This is a genomic window from Paraburkholderia sp. BR10954, assembly GCF_040965775.1.
GTDB lineage: Bacteria > Pseudomonadota > Gammaproteobacteria > Burkholderiales > Burkholderiaceae > Paraburkholderia > Paraburkholderia youngii.
The window spans coordinates 1-23,176 of sequence record NZ_JBFRCK010000030.1; the positions used below are offsets into that span (position 1 = coordinate 1).

19 protein-coding genes and 2 pseudogenes are annotated in these 23,176 nt (G+C 61.7%); 5 read left to right on the forward strand and 16 right to left on the reverse strand.

Annotated elements, in window-relative coordinates; genetic code table 11:
- Nucleotides 1–122: 122 nt before the first annotated feature.
- The 3 genes and pseudogenes from AB4Y34_RS31075 to AB4Y34_RS31085 form a co-directional block, all read right to left on the reverse strand.
- Nucleotides 123–335 (reverse strand): annotated as a pseudogene (locus tag AB4Y34_RS31075) (alpha/beta fold hydrolase); the annotation flags it as partial.
- Nucleotides 336–489: 154 nt separating this feature from the next.
- Nucleotides 490–1,530, reverse strand: a complete 1,041-nt coding sequence (locus AB4Y34_RS31080; protein WP_368718170.1) for a class I adenylate-forming enzyme family protein — start codon at nucleotides 1,528–1,530, stop codon at nucleotides 490–492.
- A gap of 19 nt (nucleotides 1,531–1,549) precedes the next feature.
- Nucleotides 1,550–1,912: pseudogene (locus AB4Y34_RS31085) on the reverse strand (AMP-binding protein); the annotation flags it as partial.
- A 140-nt stretch (nucleotides 1,913–2,052) separates the two neighbouring features.
- On the opposite strand from AB4Y34_RS31085, the gene AB4Y34_RS31090 reads away from it, so the two are divergent.
- On the forward strand, nucleotides 2,053–2,277 hold the full coding sequence (locus AB4Y34_RS31090; RefSeq protein ID WP_368718171.1) for a hypothetical protein: 225 nt from the start codon (nucleotides 2,053–2,055) through the stop codon (nucleotides 2,275–2,277).
- A 29-nt stretch (nucleotides 2,278–2,306) separates the two neighbouring features.
- Here AB4Y34_RS31090 and AB4Y34_RS31095 read toward each other — a convergent pair whose 3' ends face one another.
- The 4 genes from AB4Y34_RS31095 to AB4Y34_RS31110 form a co-directional block, all read right to left on the reverse strand.
- Complete coding sequence (locus AB4Y34_RS31095) at nucleotides 2,307–3,695, reverse strand: FAD-binding oxidoreductase (protein ID WP_368718172.1); 1,389 nt, start codon at nucleotides 3,693–3,695, stop codon at nucleotides 2,307–2,309.
- Between the two features lie 176 nt (nucleotides 3,696–3,871).
- Nucleotides 3,872–4,618, reverse strand: coding sequence for an SDR family NAD(P)-dependent oxidoreductase (locus AB4Y34_RS31100; protein WP_368718173.1), 747 nt, complete (start codon nucleotides 4,616–4,618; stop codon nucleotides 3,872–3,874).
- 296 nt (nucleotides 4,619–4,914) lie between these two features.
- Nucleotides 4,915–5,655, reverse strand: coding sequence for an SDR family NAD(P)-dependent oxidoreductase (locus AB4Y34_RS31105; protein WP_368718174.1), 741 nt, complete (start codon nucleotides 5,653–5,655; stop codon nucleotides 4,915–4,917).
- 143 nt (nucleotides 5,656–5,798) lie between these two features.
- Nucleotides 5,799–6,212, reverse strand: a complete 414-nt coding sequence (locus tag AB4Y34_RS31110) for a hypothetical protein (protein WP_368718175.1) — start codon at nucleotides 6,210–6,212, stop codon at nucleotides 5,799–5,801.
- 195 nt (nucleotides 6,213–6,407) lie between these two features.
- Between AB4Y34_RS31110 and AB4Y34_RS31115 the strand changes: the two genes are divergently transcribed.
- On the forward strand, nucleotides 6,408–7,220 hold the full coding sequence (locus AB4Y34_RS31115; RefSeq protein ID WP_368718176.1) for a VOC family protein: 813 nt from the start codon (nucleotides 6,408–6,410) through the stop codon (nucleotides 7,218–7,220).
- Between the two features lie 461 nt (nucleotides 7,221–7,681).
- Nucleotides 7,682–8,398 (forward strand): hypothetical protein, encoded by a 717-nt coding sequence (locus AB4Y34_RS31120; protein ID WP_368718177.1) that lies wholly within the window; start codon nucleotides 7,682–7,684, stop codon nucleotides 8,396–8,398.
- On the opposite strand, the gene AB4Y34_RS31125 is transcribed toward AB4Y34_RS31120, so the two are convergent.
- The 4 genes from AB4Y34_RS31125 to AB4Y34_RS31140 all read right to left on the reverse strand — a co-directional run bounded on the left by AB4Y34_RS31125 (nucleotide 8,349) and on the right by AB4Y34_RS31140 (nucleotide 12,244).
- Complete coding sequence (locus tag AB4Y34_RS31125; RefSeq protein WP_368718178.1) at nucleotides 8,349–8,846, reverse strand: TonB-dependent receptor; 498 nt, start codon at nucleotides 8,844–8,846, stop codon at nucleotides 8,349–8,351. The genes AB4Y34_RS31120 and AB4Y34_RS31125 overlap by 50 nt on opposite strands.
- Nucleotides 8,847–8,934: 88 nt before the next feature.
- Nucleotides 8,935–9,906 (reverse strand): hypothetical protein, encoded by a 972-nt coding sequence (locus AB4Y34_RS31130; RefSeq protein WP_368718179.1) that lies wholly within the window; start codon nucleotides 9,904–9,906, stop codon nucleotides 8,935–8,937.
- A 152-nt stretch (nucleotides 9,907–10,058) separates the two neighbouring features.
- Nucleotides 10,059–11,213 (reverse strand): alkaline phosphatase family protein, encoded by a 1,155-nt coding sequence (locus tag AB4Y34_RS31135; protein WP_368718180.1) that lies wholly within the window; start codon nucleotides 11,211–11,213, stop codon nucleotides 10,059–10,061.
- A gap of 32 nt (nucleotides 11,214–11,245) precedes the next feature.
- Entirely contained in the window at nucleotides 11,246–12,244 is a 999-nt protein-coding gene (locus AB4Y34_RS31140; protein ID WP_368718181.1) for an alkaline phosphatase family protein, read from the reverse strand.
- 553 nt (nucleotides 12,245–12,797) lie between these two features.
- Between AB4Y34_RS31140 and AB4Y34_RS31145 the strand changes: the two genes are divergently transcribed.
- A complete protein-coding gene (locus tag AB4Y34_RS31145) occupies nucleotides 12,798–13,889 on the forward strand; it encodes a sugar ABC transporter ATP-binding protein (RefSeq protein ID WP_368718182.1) in 1,092 nt (363 codons plus the stop codon).
- 604 nt (nucleotides 13,890–14,493) lie between these two features.
- On the opposite strand, the gene AB4Y34_RS31150 is transcribed toward AB4Y34_RS31145, so the two are convergent.
- On the reverse strand, nucleotides 14,494–15,543 hold the full coding sequence (locus tag AB4Y34_RS31150) for a methyltransferase (protein ID WP_368718183.1): 1,050 nt from the start codon (nucleotides 15,541–15,543) through the stop codon (nucleotides 14,494–14,496).
- A 378-nt stretch (nucleotides 15,544–15,921) separates the two neighbouring features.
- Here AB4Y34_RS31150 and tssA point away from each other — a divergent pair, with 378 nt between their 5' ends.
- On the forward strand, nucleotides 15,922–16,992 hold the full coding sequence (gene tssA, locus AB4Y34_RS31155; protein ID WP_368718184.1) for a type VI secretion system protein TssA: 1,071 nt from the start codon (nucleotides 15,922–15,924) through the stop codon (nucleotides 16,990–16,992).
- Nucleotides 16,993–17,005: 13 nt separating this feature from the next.
- On the opposite strand, the gene AB4Y34_RS31160 is transcribed toward tssA, so the two are convergent.
- The 4 genes from AB4Y34_RS31160 to tssM all read right to left on the reverse strand — a co-directional run bounded on the left by AB4Y34_RS31160 (nucleotide 17,006) and on the right by tssM (nucleotide 23,174).
- Entirely contained in the window at nucleotides 17,006–17,299 is a 294-nt protein-coding gene (locus AB4Y34_RS31160) for a hypothetical protein (RefSeq protein WP_368718185.1), read from the reverse strand.
- Nucleotides 17,300–17,362: 63 nt separating this feature from the next.
- Nucleotides 17,363–18,082: a PP2C family serine/threonine-protein phosphatase gene (locus AB4Y34_RS31165; RefSeq protein ID WP_368718186.1), complete on the reverse strand. Its 720-nt coding sequence runs from the start codon at nucleotides 18,080–18,082 to the stop codon at nucleotides 17,363–17,365.
- Nucleotides 18,079–19,569: a type VI secretion system-associated protein TagF gene (tagF, locus tag AB4Y34_RS31170; protein WP_368718187.1), complete on the reverse strand. Its 1,491-nt coding sequence runs from the start codon at nucleotides 19,567–19,569 to the stop codon at nucleotides 18,079–18,081. The genes AB4Y34_RS31165 and tagF overlap by 4 nt, the downstream gene beginning before the upstream one ends.
- Nucleotides 19,566–23,174: a type VI secretion system membrane subunit TssM gene (tssM, locus tag AB4Y34_RS31175; RefSeq protein ID WP_368718188.1), complete on the reverse strand. Its 3,609-nt coding sequence runs from the start codon at nucleotides 23,172–23,174 to the stop codon at nucleotides 19,566–19,568. The genes tagF and tssM overlap by 4 nt, the downstream gene beginning before the upstream one ends.
- Nucleotides 23,175–23,176: the final 2 nt, after the last annotated feature.

Sequence of the window (23,176 nt, forward strand, 5' to 3'; positions counted from 1 at the left end):
GCATGCGTGCGCATGCCCCGCGCGGATCGCGCGGCAAACCGGTAATTCAGCGGGAAATTGCACGCGCAAGTCTCCTGAACGTAGCTTCGGTCGTCATGACGGGGCGCTTTTCAACAGCCTGCTAGGGTACGCGTGCTTTCAGGAACGCTTTCGGATCGGCCATGGCCCCAGAGATCGGGCGCGATCACCTGAAACGAGCGCGATAGTACCTCGATTTGCCGCTCCCTCATGGACGAGTCCCATAAGTAGCTGTGCCCAAGCAGAACCGGGAAACCGGTGTCTCGGATCTGGTAGTGCAGGATTCGGCCTTCGATTTGGATAAGCGGCGTGACTATTCCCCAACTGGAAGAAATAGGACGATGTTGCTGTCGAGGACGTTGCGCGGCTCACTCGAATGTTATAGTCCAGATACGTCACAGGACAGTTCATCGCCGCGGCTCTTACTCTGACACCTACCCTCCTTCCCCGCTGGCATGGCAAAAACGAGCTTTACGTAGCGCGCCGACTGTCCAGATGCTCCCCGATTGCTTTCAGCGTTGCCCGGTCCACTTTGCCTAACGAATTGCGCGGCAACCGGTCAACGACGATGAGCCGCTCCGGCATCTTGTAGCTCGCAACCCTGGGGGACAGGTCGAGCAATACTTCCTCGACCTGCGTCGCGGCTTCGGTCAGTTCAACAAAACCGATTACGCGCTGACCGAGGACGGCATCCGGCACGCCGACTATCGCTGCCTCGCGCACGCCGCGATGGACAAGAAGGGCGTCCTCAACTTCGACCGGCGAGATATTCGACCCGCCACGGATGATCAGATTTTTCTTTCTGGCGACGTACCAGAAATCGCCGGCTTCGTCCTGTCTCAGCACATCGGCCGTGGCCCACCAGCCATCCTTGCGTGCATCGTCGATGTGTCCGGGCCCTTGCCAGTAGCCGACGAACATGTTCGGACCGCGCAGCAACAGTTCGCCCGCTTCGCCGCGCCTGACGGTGTTGCCTTCTGCGTCGACGAGGCGGACCCGGTTCATGTCGACCGCGCGGCACACCGGCCCGATATCGAATCCGTAGGTGAACGTGCCCACGCTTTCGCTCATTGCAAGCACGTTGCGCATCCTCACGCCGAACACCCGCAAAAACTCCTCCTGCAGACTTCGCGGCGTCGTATCGCCTACGACGAGGCAGGTGCCCAGTGACGCGACGTTGCGTGGCTGCGCAATCTGCCCGGCGATCGCCCCCGCATACATGAACGGCAACCATATCAGCAGCGTGCAACGGTGCCGTTCTATCAGGTCAAGCGCGGCCGCTGGCTCGAATCGGTCCAACAGGACGCAGATACCATTTGTAGCTAACGTCGCCAGCACAGTAACGAGCCCTGCCCCATGCATCATGGGCGTGGCAATCAGAGCGACGTCGTACGGCCTCGACGCGACGGCCTGACATGCTTGCGTTATCGCGCACACTGTGCACTGGGTGTGGGTGACGAACTTCGGTTCCCCCCGTAGTGCCGGACGTTGACAGCAGAAGCGCAGGTTCATCGACGCGTGCCGGCGCGAACCGCACCTCGCATTCCTGGTGGTCAATCAACTCGCTCCATGCCTTTGCGCCCGTGCCCTTGGACGCGCCGTCGACAAGAAAGCGCCGGTCCTTATCGAGAATCGAACCATCCACGCCGGCAATTGCGCCGTACAGATCAGTCTGGCCCAGATACAACGAAACCTGCAGTCGTCGCAATTGCGGCTCGAGTTCCGCGCGTGTAAGCCGGTTATTCAGCGGCACCGCAATCAGGCCTGTCAACGTGCACGCGTAATACGCGATGACGGTTTCCGGTTTGTTCGTCAAGTGCAGTGCGACGCGATCGCCTGGTTTCAGACCCTGTGCGCTCAGGCCTTGTGAAAGCCTTCTGACATACTGTGCCAGACGGACCGTAGGTCCATGTGTCGTCGCCCGCGATCAGCGCAATTGCATCAGGGCGGACTTCCGCGGACTCGAACAGGCGCTCATGCACCGTAAGCAGTCGCGGCGTCTGCACGGGTTGCGGGCGTGTTTCTGGATGAGACATGGCGATCGCTCCAGAAGGGCGTTTAGCTTTCGATGACGGGACTATCCTGACAACACTCGACGCTCGCTACCTATTCCAATGCTTGCGCTGCGGCCGCGCCGCGAACGTGATCATCTGCGGGAGGGCGGACAGTTTGAGAATCTCGCGGATTGCCGAGCAGTCCAGTGAACGCGCTCGCTGTGCGATTGGCTACTCAACGCTCAACAAGGGGTTTGCCATCTGACTGCTCCTGTAACGGTGTCATCATAGGCATCACGCGACCCGTGAAAAAGCTGGGAGCGGAATGGCATGGAGGACGCCTCTCGAGTCGAAGCGGGTTTTGATTCGGGACAGCCTCAATGCATTGGGGCCATAGGCGTGGGCTATCCGGTCCGATGCGCGGTCGGGCAGGAGGTTGGCGTATCCCCCCGGCAACGAGGTGGGCGCGAGTTCCGCATCCAGGGACGCCGCCCAGATCCGATGCAGTTCCGCGTCGACCAGCGCAGGCTCCCATGCTGCGTAGATCAGAGCAGTGAAGTGCGGATCTCTCATGCCAAACGCGGTCACGTCGGCCGCGACCTGCGTAGCGGCTCCATGGCAATGATGGACGATGATCGAGGTCAAGGGCGACGTGCGCGCCTCGAACGCTGCAAGGAGTACGTCGATCGTCGCGCCCGTAAGGGCGCTGAACCACCGCGTCGCAACCTCGTAGCCGAGACCTTGGGCGAGCTTTCCATCGGTCAGGGAGAGGAGGTCGCGCGCAACCGTCGGGTCGGACCTGACAACAATGGGATGACCGGCTGCCGCCACCTCGCCGATGATTGCCTCGCCGGCTGCCTGCTCTCCAGTCCAGACAAGCGAGATCACGATCACCGGCTTACCGCCTGATCCGGTTGAAAGGGCGGCGGCGCCGAACAGCTCGTTTGGTGCCCGGAGCATCAACCCGGCATAGTGCGCGAGGGCAGCACGCCCGTCAGTCCAGGGGAACACGATGGTACCGACTAGCGCGTCATCCAGCCTGTGAAGACGCAGGCGCATCGACGTGACGACCCCGAAGTTCCCACCGCCGCCGCGCAGCGCCCAGAACAGGTCAGGCTCGCGTTCTCCGTCGCAGGTCACGATGCTTCCATCGAGCAGCACGACCTCGGCCGACAGGAGGTTGTCGCATGCCAATCCGAAGCGAGTCATGAGCGGTCCATAGCCGCCGCCGAGCGTGAGGCCGGCCATGCTCACCGCCCCGTCGTTGCCGATCACCGCGGCAAGACCTCGCTCGCCCGCAGCGCGATTGAACTGAGCGCTCGTCACGCCCGCGCCGATCGTCGCTTCGCGGCGCCCGGTGTCGATCTCAATGGTCCTCAAGTCGCAAAGGTCTAGCAGCAGACTGCCGTCGCGCATAGACCGACCGTTCCAGTCCTGGCCGCTGTTGTAGACGGCGAGCGGAGCGTCGAAGCCGCTCGCCGCGCGCGTCGCACTCGAGACCTGAGCAACGGTGCTGCATCGGACCAGCATTTTCGGACGGGAATCCAAAGCGCCGTTCCAATGCGCAATTTTCCCGCCAACTGCGGGCATCATCAGCACCTGGCAGCCAGCCTCGATGAGCCTGCCCTTCAACGCAGCCCAGTCAGTCTGATCGATGTTTGCGATTTCGTATTCGCCGTCCATTCCACGCACTCCATCAGTACGAGACCGCGTTGTCCGAACTTCCAGCCCGGAACAGCAGGTCTCATCTCCGCAAACGAGCGGGCCGCCACCATTGACGGGAGCGACATGTACGGTCACGTCTCCGCGCAACCGTACGTCCGTTCCATCACCACGTTACGGGGCGCCTGCTTTCGGGATCAACGCATGCCGCCGCTGGCAATAGTGTGTTCGCCCGTCAAGCATCGTGCGTCGTCCGATGCGAGAAAGACTGCAATCGACGCGATGTCATTCGGTTGGCCCAGACGGCCGAGCGGCGTCTGGCTAAGGACCAACTGTTCAACCTCAGGCGTGACCCACCCTGCTTTGCGCAATCCCTCAGTCATCACCACGCCTGGATTGATGGCGTTCACGCGAATCTTTCGTGGACCAAGTTCGCGCGCAAGCACGCCCGTGATTGCATCGACGGCACTTTTTGTACCGGTATAAACGGCCGTCATCGCCGGCGTGGTGCGGCTCACGAACGATCCGATGTTGATGATGGACGCCCCCTCCCGGAGGTGCTTCACGGCGGCTTGCGTCGCGAGCAGAACGCCTAACACGTTCGTGTTGAACTGCCTGTGGAAGTGGTCTTCGGTCACTTCTTCGATCGGCGACATCTCGAAGATACCGGCATTGTTGACGAGGATGTCGAGGCGTCCATAGGTTTCGACCGCCGCATTGACGATGCCTCGCGCGTCCGCTGCCTTTGAAACATCGCCACCGACGGCAACGGCCTTGCCGTTCGCCGCGGTAATGGCAGCAACCACGGCATCGGCGCCCGCCCTGCTGCTCGCATAGTTGACGACTACGCAGGCACCCTCCGCTGCAAGTGCCTTGGCGATTGCGGCTCCCATACCCTTGGACGCGCCCGTGACGACGGCCACCTTACCTGAAAGCTTACTCATGATCTCTTCCTCAATGTAACTCGTACCAACGGACCCAACATCTGGGCATGACTGACCGCTTTCCCCGATCTGGTGAACAGCTCCGGGGAGCGTGGTTATGCGGTGCTGTTTGCTAGAGACCTGGAAAGGCAGGGCTCCATTGCAGCAGCGCGTCTCGTCCGAACGGAAATTCCAGGACCGGCGAGTCGCTGTTGAACGTTAGTTCCTGGCCGACTACTGTTTGATGCGCTCGGCCGTAGCCGCCCCATTGCGGACGTTGCACGACCAGGCCCCAGCGGATATGGCAGTCGTGCCCCTCAGGCGTTGGTGCCGCCGTCGACGGTGAGGCTTGCGCCGGTGATGTAGCTGGCCTCGGGGCCGGCGACGAACGCCGCCATCGCGGCGATGTCGTCGACGTGGCCGAACCGCTTGAGCGCCGTGATCGCGATCTGCGGCGCCGCCCAGTCGCCGGTCCCGGGGTTGTTATCGGTGTCGATCGGCCCCGGCTGGATGTTGTTGACCGTGATCTCGCGGGGGCCGACCTCGCGAGACAGGCTCTGGGTGAACATCTTCACAGCGCCCTTGGTTGCGGCGTAGGTCGCCAGGACCGGGATCATGTTCCGCTCGCCGACGCAGGAGCCGATCGTGATGATGCGGCCGCCCGCCTTCAGGTGCTTGAGCGCGGCCTGGGTGGCGACGAACACCCCGCGCAGATTGATGGCGATCACGCGGTCCATCTCCTCCAGCGTGGTCTCCTCGAACGGCTTGGGGATGAGTATGCCGGCGTTGTTCACCAGGATGTCGAGCCCGCCGAAGGTGGAGACCGTCTGTTCGACCGCGGCCGTGACGGCATTCGCTTCGGCGGCGTCCGCCTGGATCGCGATCGCCTCGCCTCCGGCACTTTCGATCTCGTTCACCACCCGGGCGGCGGCGACCGCTCCCCGGATGTAGGTGATCGCCACCCTGGCGCCGTCGGCGGCCAGCCGCTTGGCGATCGCGGCGCCAATGCCGCGCGAACCGCCGGTGACGAAGGCGGTCTTGTTGGTCAGTTTTGCCATGGGACACTCTCCTGGAAAATATGGCTTCCGTGACTCTATGCACGGGTTCATTCATGCCCTGAGACCTCGTACATAGCGGGTCTCTAACGGAGAACAGTCGAAGTGGACAATCTATTCCGGATTTGCCGCTATCAGGACGATGGTTACTGTCCCAATCTCTCTGGCACCGTATTATGTTGAAGCTGGTCGAGTCTTTGTCTGGGATTCCATAGATGCTTCAGCGTTTCACGCTGCGACGCCTCAAAATATGGGAAATCATTTGAATTCCTCAGCGCATCAGGTTGACTCACGATAAAAATCAAACCAGCCATTAACGCCTGACACTGCCCTGCAGGATCGGAGATCGCCAGTTGGCGTCCGCTCACACGCAAGCTGGAAACTTCCGTCTGTTGATGAATGACATCAATAGAGTAATGGCTGCCCGCGGAAACGAGATCAGCAGGTCTTTCATAAGACTCAGTCCCGAAGAGAATCGATCGCTGGATAGAAGTGACGATGTCGTCAGCAACGGCGTCGTTCTTCGATTTCCCGATGATCGCGAACGCGGGCGAGAACAACAGCGCGTTGGGACACAGGTACGGAGGCTGACACACATATTCTCACCGATGAGAAAACCGAAGCATGGCGACCGCAGTCTTGTACCGACGACCGGTGGTCCAACGACTGCAGAGCAACCTATAAACAACAGTCATTCAAACGGTTGGCTCCAGGCAGTTTCCGGCCTCTCATCGGACAAAGCCGGACTCACTGCGGTGCGTATCGAGCAGGATGTCGGTCATCCGGGCGACCGCAGGCGGCGGGTGGCCGACGTCCACCGTCGGGCGCAGGCGCGAGAAGCGCTTGAGCACGACAGCAAGCCCACATGGTTCGAATATTTAGAACTGCCGCTTCGCAACGATGGAATGTTCCCGGTGACCTGGGCGTTATGGTCGCGTATGCCTCTTTTATTCACAACAACCTGTCGGTTCGGCCGGCTCACGGAGAAAACGATGCAAGTAACGGGAACGCCAACGCCTCCGCGTAAGTTCGCTCATTTTGTTCTGCGCACGTCACGCTATCACGAGGTCGTCGACTTCTACAAAGCCCTGCTTTGTGCACATTCGACTTTTTCCAACGACATCCTGAGTTTTCTCACCTATGACGAGGAACATCACCGGATTGCAGTACTGAACGTTTCGGGTCTTCAGGATCAGCAACGGGGGACTGCGGGCGTACACCACGTCGCCTTCACCTACGACTCGCTGGCCGATCTGATCGCGAACTATGAGCGCGCCAAACTGCAGAGTATCGAGCCTGTCTGGTGCACGAATCACGGACCGACCACTTCCTTCTACTACCGCGATCCGGACGGCAATCAGCTTGAACTTCAAGTCGAAAATTTCGCCACGGTGGAAGAGTCCATCGAGTTCTTTCATTCGCCTGAGTTTGCCGAAAACCCGATCGGCGTGGATTTCGACCCCGAGGAACTGGCCCGCCGCCTCCGTGCCGGAGAGCCGGAAGTGGACCTGATAAAACGTCCTCACAGTGGCCCACGCGGCTTCGACGCCCATATAAAGATCTTTTGATTGCGTCGTCCGGACGACCTTCGATTTCGACTAATGTCTGTGCCCTGCGTGACTGGTCAGCTAACGGAGTCCGGCAGTTTCTCTTCATGACGCCATGCCTGGCCACCGCCGACGTTTGATCGCAATGGCCGTGATCCATTAAAGAGCCGGCGCCATCGACCGACGCAACGAGCGCCCGAGAAGGGTTGCGGATTCAACCGGACGTGATCTCGCTCCGCTTCCCTTCAATTTCAGCGCCCTGGGCCGCAGGGACCTTCGCGCAATTGTGGGTACGCGGACTTGTCCATCATTACGACCAACGCAGCCAGGACCAATCTGGTGAGCTTCATGGAATAATGTCGCGTGGAGAATTGTTATGGTTAGGCAGCCCGGTAGTAGCGGGGGCTATCGGATAGCTACCACACCAATCGCCTTACCGGATGAGGAAGGGCATCCATTTCATCTTTGGTCGGAGACTAAGCATGAATCCACAGCAATATAGGCAGTTTCTTGCCAATCCGGCGGTCTTGCTCAACGGTCCGGGAAACGTACGTCAGATCCGGCTCGAAAGCGACATGACGCGGGAGATCCCGAACAGCGTTTCCCGAACGGTTCAAAACCCTGGCGCGGTTCCTTTGCATTACCAATATTCCGCAGCTCGCGTAACACCAGTCACACTCCGCTATGACGACACCGGGATTTCGGCTACGTCGGCGGTGTGGATCAGCCGTATTCCGCCGACCGGTGAACATCAGCGGGATCGCGCTTATTATCTGCAGTGGGCGCCTGATTGCGCCTATGCGGTCGATCTGAGTTTCGATGCGCAGTTGTTTTTCACTGCCGAACTTACCGGTTGCGGAATCATGGTCCTTAGGGCACCAAATAAGACAATCGTAGTTCATCACAATGTCCAGGTCCCACCTGTTCCTCCAACCTTTTGGCAGTGGATATTTGAAAGTGCCGCAGCGCGGCAACAGCGCCATGCCGCTCACGTTTCTGATGTTCGGACACAGACTCTGCTAAACCTGGCACAGGATATTGTTGCTTCACATCCGGGCATCACCGGTGGCACGCTATTGAGCGCGCAGCAGTACGGCGACCGGGCACGCGTATTCGGTATCAAGCGTGGTGAGCAATGGCGGCTGTACGTCAACTATCCCGCCGGTGGTAACTATCGAACCGACTTGCTATGTCAGTGAGTCCAACTTCGACCCGTTTCGACTTGTACGGCGCGAAGGCAGCATTCGGATTGGCGGCATCAGTAGGCGGCGAGGACCCCGGTGTTAGCGCTTCGATATAGTTCGCGTAGAACGACACTTGGTCCATCGGTCGAATCACGAGCGCGAACGAAGGTGTCACCGCCGACTGGTAATAACGGTAAGTCGTCGCGTCCGATACCACGTAGTTGCTGCTGTCGACCCACTGGTGACGCACGCCCATGGTGAGCTGAACGAGGCCGCTCATGGCGGACAACCAGTCAGACGTCCGCATCAACGGGCTGTTGACGAAACACGGCGCTGAGGACTCGCTTTCAACAAGCGTGGAGTCGACACGACGTAAAGGCAATCGCGACCTACTGGTGCGGACGTGCCGCAGTGCCGGGCACTGCGGCCGCGTCGCTGCCATCAGCAACCATCCCGGCAACATCGGCCAACCGATGTCTGAAGCTGGCGCTCAACCAGTTGCAGCGGGATAAGCCAGTGTGAGCGCGAATAGGTGAGCGACCTTTGCCGCACTATTCCATTGGCAGCGGACGCATCAACCCGTCCGTGGTCCAAAGCGCATTTAAACCACGATCCAGATGATAGGGCCGACCCGTCGTACGCTGGAATATCTCGCCATAATTGCCCGTAGCAGCGATAACTTTGGCCGCCCAATCATGCGGCAGTCCCAGCGCCTGAGCAATCGCGAAGTCATCGCCAAGCAACTGTTCGGCCCGCCTGTCATTGCGTTTCGACGCCTGTGCTACGTTGTGTTGCGTGATCCCTAACGCCTCCGCCTCGATCAACGCGCTGACCGTCCATTCGATCAGCAGTGCGAGTTTCTCGTCGCCAAAGCGGTATGCGGGGACAACCGGATTAACTCCGAATCGCTCAGGCAGGAATACGAAATCGTTGGGTCCATGAAAATTCGCGCGCGACTGCGCGAGCCGGGACTCCGTGCCCGTGCCCGCAACACATCGACGAACAGCCATGGCCGAGTCCATTTCGCCCTGCTCGGAGTGAGTCATGAGCCCGTAGGGAATCCCTCGCGCGGCCATTTCGTCGCGCAGAACCTGTTCTGTCGGGCTCATGTCAATTGCGCAAATGAGCTTGTCACGCAAGCCCGGCAGATCCGTTATGCCGCTTCGCTTCGAGACCAACACGCGCTGCGCGTCATAAAAGATCGACGGTCCGAACCCGACGCCGAAGTGCATCGCTGTCGATACCGAAGGCGATACACCGACGGCAACCTGGATCGTGCCGTCCTTCAGCGCACTCAACACCCCCGGCTCTGCGGGAAAGGACCGGATCGTGAGACTGTTTTCGTTGTTGAAGATGGCGGTGGCCACCGCTCGGCAAACCTCAGCCTCCATGGCCGAGAGATTGCCGTGAATGTCCTCACCATTCCACTCGTCGGCACAGAGGACTATGCCGCACTCCAGTTGGTGAGCAGCGCGGATTGAATCCAGAGTCTGAGCGTGCGCGGCGCCGGCGAGCGCCATCATCCCGACGGCCAGGAGACCCGGGAACAAGAGACGAGAGTGTAAGCGGATCATCCAGAAGTTCAATCTAGTCCGAAGGCAAAAAAAGATGGAGGTCGAGACCTCCATCCCTCGCGAGCGATCTTCAGGCCACATACAACATCTCAAACACCAAATCAGGGCGTCCCGGTTCCGGAAGTGGGGGTGCCGGGCGACTGGGTCGGACGCGGGTTGACGTCGACCGGATAGGGATCGATCGGTTCGCCCGCCTTGTAGGCCGCCGGAGACAGAAAGTCGGTCGGCAAGATGCCGACCGCCTCGCACGCACCATTGGTATAGCCGGACTGCGAATAGTATGGCGTCGCCAGGTGAGGCAACCTTGCGACGACGTTCTGCGGGAAAGTCGCTCGCGCAGGAGGAATTGGATCCTTTTCCCCACGCAGGATCGCGAAGTCGAATGCTTCCGTCAGGTCGCCGACTTCGTTGTCCGGATTATCGGAAGGACCGAGATTGGGCTGCCCCAATGTCTTGGCGCCCAACTCGCGCCCCTGCTTCTCGTCTGGCAGGGAGGCGAGCGGCACGAGACCGTATAGCTCGTTGATGAATTTGATCACCGACCCGTGCTCGCTGTAGTGGTGTGAGATCTTGCCGGCCTTTGCATAGGGCGAAATCAGGATCGTCGGAATCCGTGGACCGGCCGCAAGCGGCGAGCCGTCGGCAAAGGTGCTGCGCCGTTGTGGTGAAACATCGTCGTAGAACCCGTCGGTCTCATCGTACGTGATGATGATCGCGCTTTCCGACCAATAGGGACTATTGGCAATGTCGTTGATCGCCCTGGCGGCGAACGCTTCGGATATCTGTTGATCCGAGTAGGCCGGATGATCGCCGTTACCGAGGAATGCCTGCTGAATGGCTGGCGTTGGATTGACCGGCACGAGCCCGTCATTGTTGTCGTAGCCGCCGCGCAGATAAAACACGCCGCCGTCAGCCGGCAGCGTTCTGTTTTCAACGGCGTCGAAAAAGTCCCTGGCACCGTGCAGATTATTGTTCAGCACCTGCGGATTGTCGGCGAGATACCCGAAATACTGCGGACCGTTGTGGTGCAACACATAGCCAGTGTTCAGGCCCGGGTCGTGGGTCGGGTTCGGCGTGGCCGAGTTTTGCGGCTCATACGGATCGGGCGCGTCATGGCTATTGGAGCCCTGCTGGTACCGACCCCAGTTGACCGCCGGGTTGAGGTCCGCGACAACCTTGATGTCCTCCTGGATGTCCACGAGGTCCGCAGCGGGATTCTGATCGGTCTTGATGACTTTCCTGATGTTCTTGCCCATGAACGACAACGGCTGGGTGGCGAAGGTCAGATTCAGAGCCGGGCTGGTTGGATCCTCGTCGAAGTTATTATATACGGAGGCTTGACCGCGTTGGTGTCGAGGTTTGAACCCGGGAACGGGCCCGGATCGCCGACGACCGGCACATACGCATTGCTGGTGGTCGGCATGATCTGTGAGCCATAGCTGGCGCCAAGCGGATTCTGGAAGGCGGAATTCGCATAGGTCACCGTCGGGCCTTGATCGTTGTGGCGCGCCCATTGCGTCTGACCGGACTGGCCCGCGATCAGAGCGATCGCATTCGGGGTCGAAGGTCCGACGATGGTCTGGTGGAAGTTATCGAACAGCACGAAATTCTTCGCCCAATGCCCATGAAGGGGATCGTGTCGCAATCGATGTGGCCAATATCCGCCTCGGCTTTCTGCTTTTGCGCAAGCGAGATCGCGGTCGCCGGCACGCCCATTGGTGACGAGGTTGCCGTGCGAGTCAGTGGTCAGGCCCTCCTGATCCATGGCGAAACGGTCATTGGCCGCGACACCCGTGGTTGGATCGACATTGAGGCTGTTCGACATGCCCTGATGGCTGTGATCGACCGAAATCTCGTCGGCGGGATAGATCGGCACGATCTGTCCGGCAGCGGTCTTGACCGCTTGCGGCATCAGAAACGGGGAGATCGTCGCTGGCTTGAGCGAAGTATCGAGGTATTGTTGGGAGAAGCTGGGCGTCGCCCTTGCTGGAGTCGCGCCGCGCGGTGCGCTGAAGAGGCCGTTGGCGCCCGGGAAGGTGCCGAAGTAATGGTCGAACGACTCGTTCTCGTGAAAAATCACGATGACGTACTTCACCTTCCGGCGCAACAGTTCGATCTTCTCTTTAAGCGACAGCGTGTCAAGGTCATGGTCGTCGTGCTGCCCCTCGTCATGCCTGAAGCCGTGTTGCTGTCCATCGTCTTGCGGGAACGACACCGTGGGGTTTGCCAGAAGTGCCAGCGTCGCGAGCAGGCCAGCCATACGCTTGAATGACGCCACAAAAGACATTTTGTCCTCCTATGTGGTTCGGCCATTCCCAGCATTCTTGCTTTTGCGCAATGTCAGAAGGATGACGAACAGCGCAGACAAACTTCTGATTGAGGCAAACATCGCGAAACGGATTCGCGTCGGGCAGCTCCTCGATAACGTCGTGGCGCAGCTTTACGGCGATTTGCAAACGCATCGGTAGAGCCGCTACACGGTAAGCGGCCACAATCACATAGCTAAAAACGAGAAAAAGTCGCTAAACGCAGAGATATCGGCACGCATCCGCGATGCCAGCAGCTATTCTTCAGACGCGGTGACTCACGCTTTTTCCGGTCGGCTTTGCGGGTCGTCGGCCCCATTCCGCGCCCCGCGCGGAATGGGAAGGTATGTCACGTCCAAAAGTACCTCGGCGCGCGCTACACGCACTGCATCGTCGACAGTTAAACGCACGCATGTGGCTCGTCATCGGCATGCTGGTATTGACGATGGGAAGCAATTCCGGAGCCTCCGAAGTGGCTCAGTTTTCCTTCGACGCTTTCTATCACTTGCGCCAGGACATCCTACGAGGTGCGTGATGAAATTTTCTACTCGTGCATGGCTTGTTCAGGCTGTCTGGACCCTTATCCTGGCCTTGCCTTGCGCGGCATGGCCGCAATCGCAAACAATATCGACCATCGCTGGCACTGGGGTGTTTGGTTATGCCGGCGACGGCGGACCCGCCCTGTCCGCGCCTATCGATCCCTATGGGTTAGCGCTCGATCGCCAGGACAACCTCTTTTTTGCCGATCCCGTGTTCGGCGTCGTCAGGCGCATCGATCACGCTACAGGAATCATCACCACGTACGTCCAAAACGTTGGTCAGGTGTCGGACGTCGCCATCGGCCCTGACGGTGATCTGTACCTCGTCAACGGCCCCGAAGTCATGCGCGTGGATCACGACACGCTGAAAATCCAGACGGTCGTTGGGGAACCCGCACCCGGTTTTGGTGGGGACGGTGGACCGGCCAACGCTGCTTTGATCAACGCAACGGCTATCGTTTTCGACCGCGAAGGAAACCTGGTCATCAGTGATTCGGGCAACAAGCGCATTCGCCGTGTCGACCGTCGCACGGGCATTATCACAACGTTGGTGGGCGACGGCATAGATGGAGCAGGTCCGCAGAGCGGTCCCGCGACTGCAGCGGGCTTCAACTCCTTTCTCTCCACTGCGTTTAGCCGACGCAACGAAATGTTCTTTGCCGATTCTGGCTTGAACACCGTGCGTGAACCGGACAGGCAGGGCAAGACCTACACAACGGTCGCGGAGGAGTATCCGGGGACGGCGGGTGTGCCTGGGCAGCCAGCGACACAGGTGGTGCTGTGCACGCCCCTGCGTATCGCAACCGATTGTGCAGGCAATCTGACCATCAGCGATTCGGGGGCTGCCGAGGTGCTACAGGTGGACCACGAGACCGGCAACATCGAGACTATCGCGGGGACGGGTACGTCTGGCTTTTCCGGTGACGGCGGCCTCGCCATGCAGGCCATGCTTGAGAGGCCAACCGGACTCGCGTTCGGGCGTGACGGAGCCCTGTATGTCGCCGATGCCTTCCGGATCCGCAAGATTAGTGGGCTACCCGGATTGCCGGGACGAACGCCGCTACCATCTTCACGACAACGATCGTGACAATCGTGACGAATACCGAGGTTTGGCGTAACTGGTTCGGAGGACGGTGTCAGCGCTGCCAGAGCCGCATGTCATGTTGATCAAGGCCGCATTTCCCTTTGGCGGCCTCACAATCCACCTCAATCTCCGATCAGCTGCCGCCGACGCATCGCTGACCATTCATTGAGGCGGGAAATTCAACAGCGGTGCATGCAGCGCCGCCCGACGACAGTCGCAGGGCTGGCGTTCGCCCAGACTGGCCGCCCATTATCAGCTGAGAAACCCATACCAGCGGATGCCACATAGAGGGAACAATGACCGCGATGGCCGATAAGGCTCCATCGAACAGCAGGTTGGTTACGAAGTGAACCGGCCATCGGAATGACGGCTCATCAGCGAGACGTGAGCAGTACAAAATGCGCCAGCTTGCTCGGAGGTGTTGGCGTTGGCGTTCCCGTTTCTTGCATCGTTGTCTCCGTGAGCCGGTCGAACCGGCAGGTTGTGGTATCAAGGTGGGCCTGAACGACCTCGACCGGCGAAATTTCGCGGGTGCGGATCAGTTCAGCCAGTCTGGTTGCTCTCTGAGTCCATAGCTGCTCTCTCATGGTGGAAGGGCCAACACCAGCTACCGGACTCCGATCACCATCGAGTCCGGCCCGACCAGCGGTTCAACCCTAACCTCCCTGAAACCTGCCTCGGTCATCCATTCACGGCACTGGCTGGCGGTATAGTCGAAGCCACCGGGGGTCTCGATCAGCATGTTCAAACTCATCAGCAAACCGAAAGCGTTCCGTCTGCGCTCGTCGTCGATCACCGCGTCGTAGACAATCAAACATCCGCCGTCAGGGAGCGCCTCGTAACTCTTCGCGAGCAACTCGCGCTTCTGTTCGAGATTCCAGTCGTGAAGGATGTGTCCCATCACCAGCACGTCGGCTGAAGGCAACGCGTCATTGAAGAAGTCGCCTGGATGAAAGTGAATCCGATCCTTAAGACCGTTCGCCGCAATGTAGTCGTTGAACACGGGACCGACCACGGGCAGATCGAACCCAATGCCCTCGAGATGCTCGTGCGTACGCGCAATCTCCGCCACCAGGGCACCCTGCGCGGCACCGACGTCGACGAACGAGCGATAGTTCTGCCACGGGAATTTTTGTGCAATCGCTTTGGCCGCGCCTAGGCTGACGCCGCTCATCGCGCCGAGGAACTCACGGAGCACGGGTTCGTCCCGATAGATCGCGTCGAATGGATTTCCGCCCTGCTTTGCTTCGTTCTGTGGTTGCCCCGTGCGCAACGCTTCGGTCAGCGATCCCCAGAACGGGTATAGACGGTTGTTAGCCATGACCAACAATCCGCCCATGAATCCCGGCTTTGCTTTGTCCAGAAACGCGCCTGTCTCAGCGGTGTTTCGGTAGAAGCCGTCGTCTCGATCAAGGACCCCTAACGCGACCAGAGCATCGAGAAAGTCAAGCGTCGATCTCGGATGCAACCGTAATTCCTCCATCAATTGCGTTGCATTGCGAGGTCCGCGCCCAAGAACCGTAAACAGGTCGAGTTCGACCGCGGAAAGCAGCGCCTTTGACCCCCAAAATCCCATCGCCAGCTGAAGCAGCTTTTCAGCAGAAGGGGCCGATGCATTTCCGGTTTCCGATGGCAAGGCGGTCGATCGATTTTCCATGGCTTTTTCCTTTGGAAGACGTACTACGGTGTACCGGATCGGCCTGGTCTCGCTACGGGAATCTTTCCCGCAACGCGCCAACTCAAGTGGCGACCACGACCTCCTGATGAATGGCAAATTGCCTGTTCGCATCACCAGAACACTGTGCCAATGAACATTATTCCCCGCCTGCCCGCATATTCCAGACATCGACAATTCCCTTGATTCGTCAGACGCTATGTGCTTTTCCGCAGAGTCTGGTAGGCGCGTCCGGTAGACATGCGCCTTTCTGTAATGGCTCGTGCTCGCGGATCGCAGATCGCATGAGACGGAATAAACACTGAGTGTCAGCTGTTATGTGGTTGTTATCTGCGGCCTCGACTTCTTAGCCTTCCAGTCATGAAACTATTCGATCCAGACAACCTGCTACGTCCTGTCGATGACCACTCGGCGACAGGAGAGAACCTCGAATACGACCCGGAATTCATCACGCTTGAGCAGATCGCAACGCCGACATCAGAGCGGGCGATAGGCGACAGCCTGAAGGCCGCCGTAGAACCCGACTGGGACAGGGTGGCAAGCGCCGCCGAGTCATTATTCAGTCGTACCAACGATTTGCGCGTAGCGATCCATCTGATGACCGCCTCGACCCGCATACACGGCATTGCAGGCTGGTGCGCCGGTCTGGGGCTGGTTCGTGGTCTGCTGGAGCGCTACTGGGATGAGGTGCACCCCCGGTTGGATGCCGACGACGACAACGACGTGACGGCGCGCTCCAACGCGATCAGGCCACTCGGCGATTCCCGCAGTGTGCTCGGATATTTCCGCAACGCACCCTTCGTTACCTCGCCTCGGCTCGGCCGCTTTTCGTTGCGCGATCTGCGCATCGCGACAGGCGCAATCAATCCGACGCCATCCGCCGAAGGCGTGCCGCCGCCGACGCTGCCCGAGCTCGAAGCGTGCTGCATGGATTGCCCCGCCGACCAGTTACCCGATGCGTCGGCAACGCTTGCCCGCGCGCAGGATCATGCGCGCGCCATCGCTGCGATCGCGAGCGAAAAGCTGGGTGCGGCTGGCCCCGACCTGAACCCGCTATGCGGCGATATCGAAGAACTGAAGAAGTTTGTCGATACGCAATTGTCGAGGCGCTTTCCAGAACGCGGCGAAGCGCACATCTCAGGATTGGCGTCGGCCGTCGAGGACGCGCGCGGCGAGCATCCGCTCGCGAACCCGGGCCCCCAGCGTGATGAAGCACGAAATGGCGAGCGAATTCAGGGACCTGACGACATCGTCCTGCGTCTCGATGAGATCTGCGAATACTATGAACATCACGAACCGTCCAGTCCGCTTCCGGTTCTGCTCAAGCGAGCCCGGCGCCTGGTCGGCAAGAGCTTCGCGGAGGTCATCAAAAACGTCGCACCTGGCGGCCTTGCGGAACTGCAGACCCTTGCCGGACCCGAGGAAGAATGAATCCCGCAGGCCGCTATTGAGCAAAGGCCGACCAGCAAACCAGCACGGTGCTCACCCCGACGACGCAGAGCAGCAACGCGCACGCGGCGAGCAGCCGGATACCGAAGCCCCGGCGCGGTGACGCCCCTTCGGCACTGCGCACGCCGTCGGCCGCCCGCCGCTCGCTATCGCGGGCATCCGCAGTATCCCGAACCATCGATTCGAGCAAGACGCGCCGGCGCTGCCGATATTCGTTGCGCTGAATCCGCCGCAAGCGATGAGCTGCGTCGAGCGCCCTCAATGCCTCGTTGACCTGTTGTTCGTCCACACTCATTCCTGCCGCCTCCTCTTTCCGTCGCCGGCACTTCCGGGCGTGTCCTCGTTGAGCGCATCACGATGCCTCGATCCGCACGATGACGGCGGAGATGTTGTCGCGCGCCGGGCGCGCAAGGGCGAGCGCGAACAGGCGCTCGATCTGCCGGTCTGGACTATCCGGCTCACGTAAAGTCGCCGTCAATTCGCCGTCGCTCAATTCCTTGTTGACGCCATCCGAGCACAGCAGGAATTGCATGCCGGGACGGCTGCCGGCGACGGCCCAGTCAACGTGGAGCATTTCGTCGGCGCCCACCGCCCGGGTCAGCACGCCCGCGCCGGCGCTGGCCCGCGTGCTGCGTCCGGAATCCATGGCGTCGATCGGCCGGCTTGCCTCGTGGTCGCGGGTGAGTTGCGTCAGCACGCCGTTTTCCTGCACGTACACGCGGCTATCGCCGACCCAGCCGCACAGCACGAACTGCGGGTCATGCACCAGCAGCGCGACGGTCGAGCCGATCACGTCGGTCCGTTGCGCGGCAGCGGCTTCGCGCAGTTCGGTGTTCACCTGCTGCAGACAGTCGTCGATCGCGGCAATGAAGTCGAACACGCTTCCTTTGCGCGTCAGCGCGCCGAGCCGCTCCACGATCAGCGCGCCCGCGTAGTCGCCCGCACAATGGCCGCCCATCCCGTCGGCGACCGCCCACAGTCCGAGATCCTCGCGAACGAGAATCGCGTCTTCATTGCGGCTGCGCACCTTGCCTGTTTCGGTGTGGCCGGCGGAACGGCACCGCGTCGTCATGCGCCGACTCCGATCACGGCCAGCGGCCATTGCGCGGGTCGCCCGGCTAGCCCCGCGCACGCCGCGAGATGGAGGCGAACGTCCTCGTTCGTAGGCGAGGCCAGCGCATCGCTCAGACAGGCGCGCGAAAGCCCGGTGAGCGCGCGCGTGACGAGCAGCAGCAGCCGGTCACCGTCCTCGAGCGTGACGCACGCTTCGTCGCAATCGGGCTCTTCGGCGGCGCCGATGCCCGGCATCGTAAGCCAGCCGTTGCCAAACAACAGATCGTCAAATTCGCCGCCCGCGCCGGCCGCCCGCTCGACGAACAGCGGTTGTAGCTGGCCGCGCCGGTAATGCCAGGCGGACACCGCACCGAAGCGCAGCAATCGCACCTGCGCTGCGTCGAAACGCGCGACAAGGGCGGCGCCGTTTTCTGGTGCTGCGTCGCGTGCATCGTGCACGTCGTGGACATCGTGGCGGGCCGCGCGCAATTGCGCGTGCAGCGACAGCAGGCCGGAGCGCAAACTGGGCAGATCCGCCGCGCAGCGCTGCGCCGTCTCGCGAATGGCGCGCGCCGCGCTTTGCTGCGGGTGGGACGGCCCGTCGTCGGCGCTCAGCACCAGCGTGCGGCCCTCGTCGAGCAGCAGCAAGGGGGCGTCGAGGTTCGCAGCGCGATGGGCTGCCGGGACGGCTTCGGGCAACGTTCGATCATCGATATGCAGCGCGTGCGCGGTGCACGCGCTGCATGCCGTGTCAGTCATCGGCACATCCGTCGATTGCTCAGCCGAGTCTGCCCCGGCGAATGCCAAACCCGCGACGGCCAACGAATTGCACGTGTCTTGCCTCGCCGGCGGCTCCAGCAACGCCGCATAGCTCGGCGGCAAGCCGCGTGTCGCAACGAGGCGCGCGGAGCCTTCGGTCCACCACAGGCACCAGGGCCCCGGCCGCCTGCCGAGCTGCGACCAGGCTTCAGCCAGCATCATCGCGACGGCTGATCCTTCGGGCAGCGCCAATTGCCATTGACCCCCATTCCACGGCAACGCGCGCCAGAGCGCGGCCATGTCCGTCGCCGGTTGCGCGCGCATCTGCGGACCGGGCAACGCCGCCACGCGCGCGTCGAACGTTTCGACGCTCAGGGCTTCGTCCTGTGCGCCGCGATAAACGCGCTCGAGCGCATCGAACCATGCGTGATTGCAGAGCAGCGTGGCGATATCGCCGCCGCAGGGCGCAGCCAGCACCATGGGAAAAGCCCGGCCGAGCCGGTCGTGAGCCGGCCCGACCAGCCCACACCATGTGAGGTTGCCGCACACCGCCGCGGGCAGCACGAAACGCCATGCCGCGCCCTGCCGCCACGCGGCGTGCCAGTGCGCGCCGAACTCGCGGCGTCCGGTTTCGATCGCACGCTGGAAGTGACGGTCCCAGCTTTGGACGAACGCGGGCGGCAGCCGCCGCTGCACGAAATCGCCCGCACCGGGCAACTTGCCGAAGAAGCCGATGCCGCCGGTCATCGCGGGCACCTGAAACGCCGCACCGCATCGCTCCCGAACGGGCTCTTCAGACTCGCCGGCGCGACGGACAGTTTCGCGGCATGGCCGCCGAAATCGAAAGTCGCCAGATAGCGCAGTTCGCTCTGCTTTTGCAGATGGCCCGCATCAAGAGCGTGAAAGAACGCCCACTCGCCGTCGAACTTCAGCGGCGCGCCGACCGCTCTCCCCGACGCATCGAACGCACTGACGACCACATGCCCCGGCTGCGGACCGGGCCAGCTCATCTGCATGCTGGCGGGAGCATAACCGGCACCGCCCGTGTAGTCGTACTTCTGCCCGTCGACCTCGACAGTCAGCCTCGCGATCGGCGGGTCGAGTTGCGGCGCCAGCAGCGTAAAACCGACCTGCGGCTGCGCACCATTGCGGAAATAGATCTGGCGGATCGCATCGGCGTTCTGCGCATCGCTGAGCACGGCATCACGACCGGCAGGAGCGCCGGGTTTCCAGCGCCAGTTGCGGCCGCTTGTATCGACGGACCTCGCAAGCGTCGACTTGAAGAAGCTGTCGAAGCGTCCGCCGCTGCCGAACAGCTCCGCGAAATTCTGCAAGGGAATATCCGATGCGCCGTTCGACGCGAACGGATAGCGTCCATCGACGAAACTCGCGCAGTCGTTGCCCGCCGCTTCGCGAAACTGGCTGGCGAGCGCTGCGCTGCTGCCGCTTGCGACGAGTTCCGCGCTCTTGCCTGTCAAGCCCGAGATCAGCGAAGCCACCTGCGGCGGCAACTGGTCGCTCTCCTGGCGCGCCGCGAGCACGGCCGGGTTGTTCTGCGCGCCGGGCGCGCTCAGGTCGGTCATCGTGAGCAGGTTCTTGCCGAGCTGGTCGAGCACGGTGCTTATCTGATCGAGCGGCGTCGAACCGGGCGTGCCGACGCCCATCTGATTCAACGGTGCGAAATGCGCCTCGATGGCGGCGCCCGGCTGGCTGGCCGGCGCCTCACCCGAACCCGCGTCAGCGTTTGCGGCATTCGTACCGCCGCCGCCCGGCGTCCCGTTCGGCAGCGTGGCACCCGCACCGCGCAGCTCGCGTGCGAGACGCGTGTTCGCCGCGCGTCGCGTGACCAGGTTCTCGCCTACTGTCGCTGCCTGCGTACCCACCGCCGCCGACACCGACGAAGCCTGCGTTGCCCCGTCGGCCGTGGCGCCGCGCAACATATCGCTGGTGTTGTCACGCACGAGATGCAGCAGCGCCTTCAGCGGCGAACTCGGACCCGACAGTTTCGCAGCCAGTGCACTCGCGCCCTGGATATCGGACACCGGCTGAAGCTGCAGGTCGGCCAGCAATGCGTCCCATGTCTTGATGTAATCCTGCTCGTACAGCGTCAGCACCTGCTGCTCATAGCGCGAGCGCGCGAGCGGATCGATGCGGCTGGCGTTGAACACCCAGTAGTCCTTGACGAAGTCGTCCACCGAGCGCTCGATTCCGCCGTTCGCCTCGGCGGCGAATACCGGCCGCGTGAATAGTGCGGGCAACGGCTGCGAAAGCGGCACGCCGCTTTTTCGGCTGAATACATTGTCAAGCAATCCTAGAGACTGATCGAGACGCAGCGGCGGCGCACCCGAACGATTGCCGTCGAGCTGGACGCTCCCGTAGATCAGCGTGGCGAGATCGGCCGTCTTCAGCGTCGCCCGTGCCTGGTCGATCAGCGCATTGTCGAGTGTCAGGGCGCGCGGCTTTACCGGATCGTCGACCCGGGCGGAAAAGTGCTTGTCGAGCGCCTTCTGGATCGTCGGGTCCCGCGGGAACAGGCGTTGCCATTCGATACGCGCGAGCGCGGCCAGCTCGTCAGCATCGAAATGCTGAGGCTGGCCCAGCATCAGATAGCCCTTCAGGTAGTCGTAGAGCGACTGCGGATCGTTCGCGCTGGCGCTGAGTCCCTCGCGAAAGCGCACGCCCATACCGGGCAGCAAGGTGCCGTCCAGTTCGCGCAGATACGCGCGATGCACCTGCCCGAATAGCGCGCGCCCCTGGAACAGTCCGAAGCGCATCAGCCAGGGCACGTGGCCCTGATATCGTCCCGCGACGTCCTGCGCGCTGGAGATGACGTCGAGGCGAGCCAGCGCACGCGCGAAGTAGGTCGTGAGGTCCGGTGCCCCGGCGAGGCTGCTGGCGGGCGGCAAGCCTTCCAGCGAGTCCTGCACCTGCGCGACGTAAAGGCGGTTGCGCGTGTAGCTGGTGGCGAAGCCGCCGATCAATAGCGTCGTGACGAGCGCGATGCCCAGGTACGCGCCGGTCTGCATCAAAAGCTTCTGCCGTTCAAGCCGAGGATTGGTGCCGACGAGGCCCGACTCGCGGAACAGCACTTCTTTCAGCAACCGCTCGACGAAAAAGGTCCGCGCTTGCGTGGCGCCGCCCTGCACGCGCGCGGCGTCCACACCGAAGGTGCGCGCGACGGCGCTCAGCATACGGTCGATGGGCGCGCCCTGCTGGGTGCCGGAGGTCAGATAGACGCCGCGCAGCAGCGGCGTCGCGCCATATTGATGCCGCCCGAACACACCCTCGACGAACTGTCGCGCGATCTCGCGAAACGCCCCGAGCTGCTGCGGAAAGCCGAGCACGGCGGCGCGCCGGCTGCGATCGCGCTCGCCATGCAAACGTTCGATCACCCGCGTATTGAGGCGCTCCAGCAACAGGTCGAACTCGCCTGCGAAGCCCGCGCAGGCGCTGCCTTCGATACCCGCCACGACGGGAAACGTCATGCCCCAGACCTGGCTGCGCAGATCTGATCCGAGGTCGTCGAAGAACTCGGTGAAACCCGCCACGAGATCGCACTTGGTGAACACGAGGTACACCGGCACCGCCACCTTCAGATGCTGCGCGAGTTCGTCCAGGCGCCGGCGCACGGCGCGCACGTGCTGTTGACGCGCCGCTTCGTCGAGCGTCAGCAGATCGGACACGCTCATCGTCACGATCACGCCGTTCAACGGACGGCGTCGCCGGTATCGGCGCAACAGCGACAGAAACGACTGCCATGCCGAAGCATCGGCGGCTGCATCGGAGTCCTGGGTGGTATAGCGACCCGCTGTGTCCAGAAACACGGCCTCGTCGGTGAACCACCAATCGCAGTTGCGCGTGCCGCCGATGCCGCGCAGCGCCTCTTTGCCGAAGCGCTCCGAGAGCGGAAACTCCAGGCCGGAATTCTGCACCAGCGTGCTCTTGCCCGAGCCCGGCGGACCGATCACGACATACCACGGTAGCGCATAGAGGTTGCTGCCGTTCTTGCGTGTTTTGCGCAACGTGTCGATCGCTTCGCGAAAGCGCTGCTGCAACTGCTCGCGCTCGGCGCTCGCGGAATCGTCGACGCGAAGCTGGGCGTCCTGCCCGGCAAGCTCGCCGGACAATTGCGAGGTCTTGCGCCGCGCGCGCCATTGCATGACCTGCTCGTAAAGCAGCCAGGCCAGGAAGAGCGCGAAGATCAGCGCGAGCCGCGCTGCGCCGCTCGCAAGCGGCTGGCGTGCGCCGATGCCCAGATAAGGACCGCCCAGCCAGATCAGCGCAGCGATCAGCAGCAGGCCGATCGCGATGGGAAACCACCGGGACGTCACCCAGTTCTTCAGTGTATTCATGG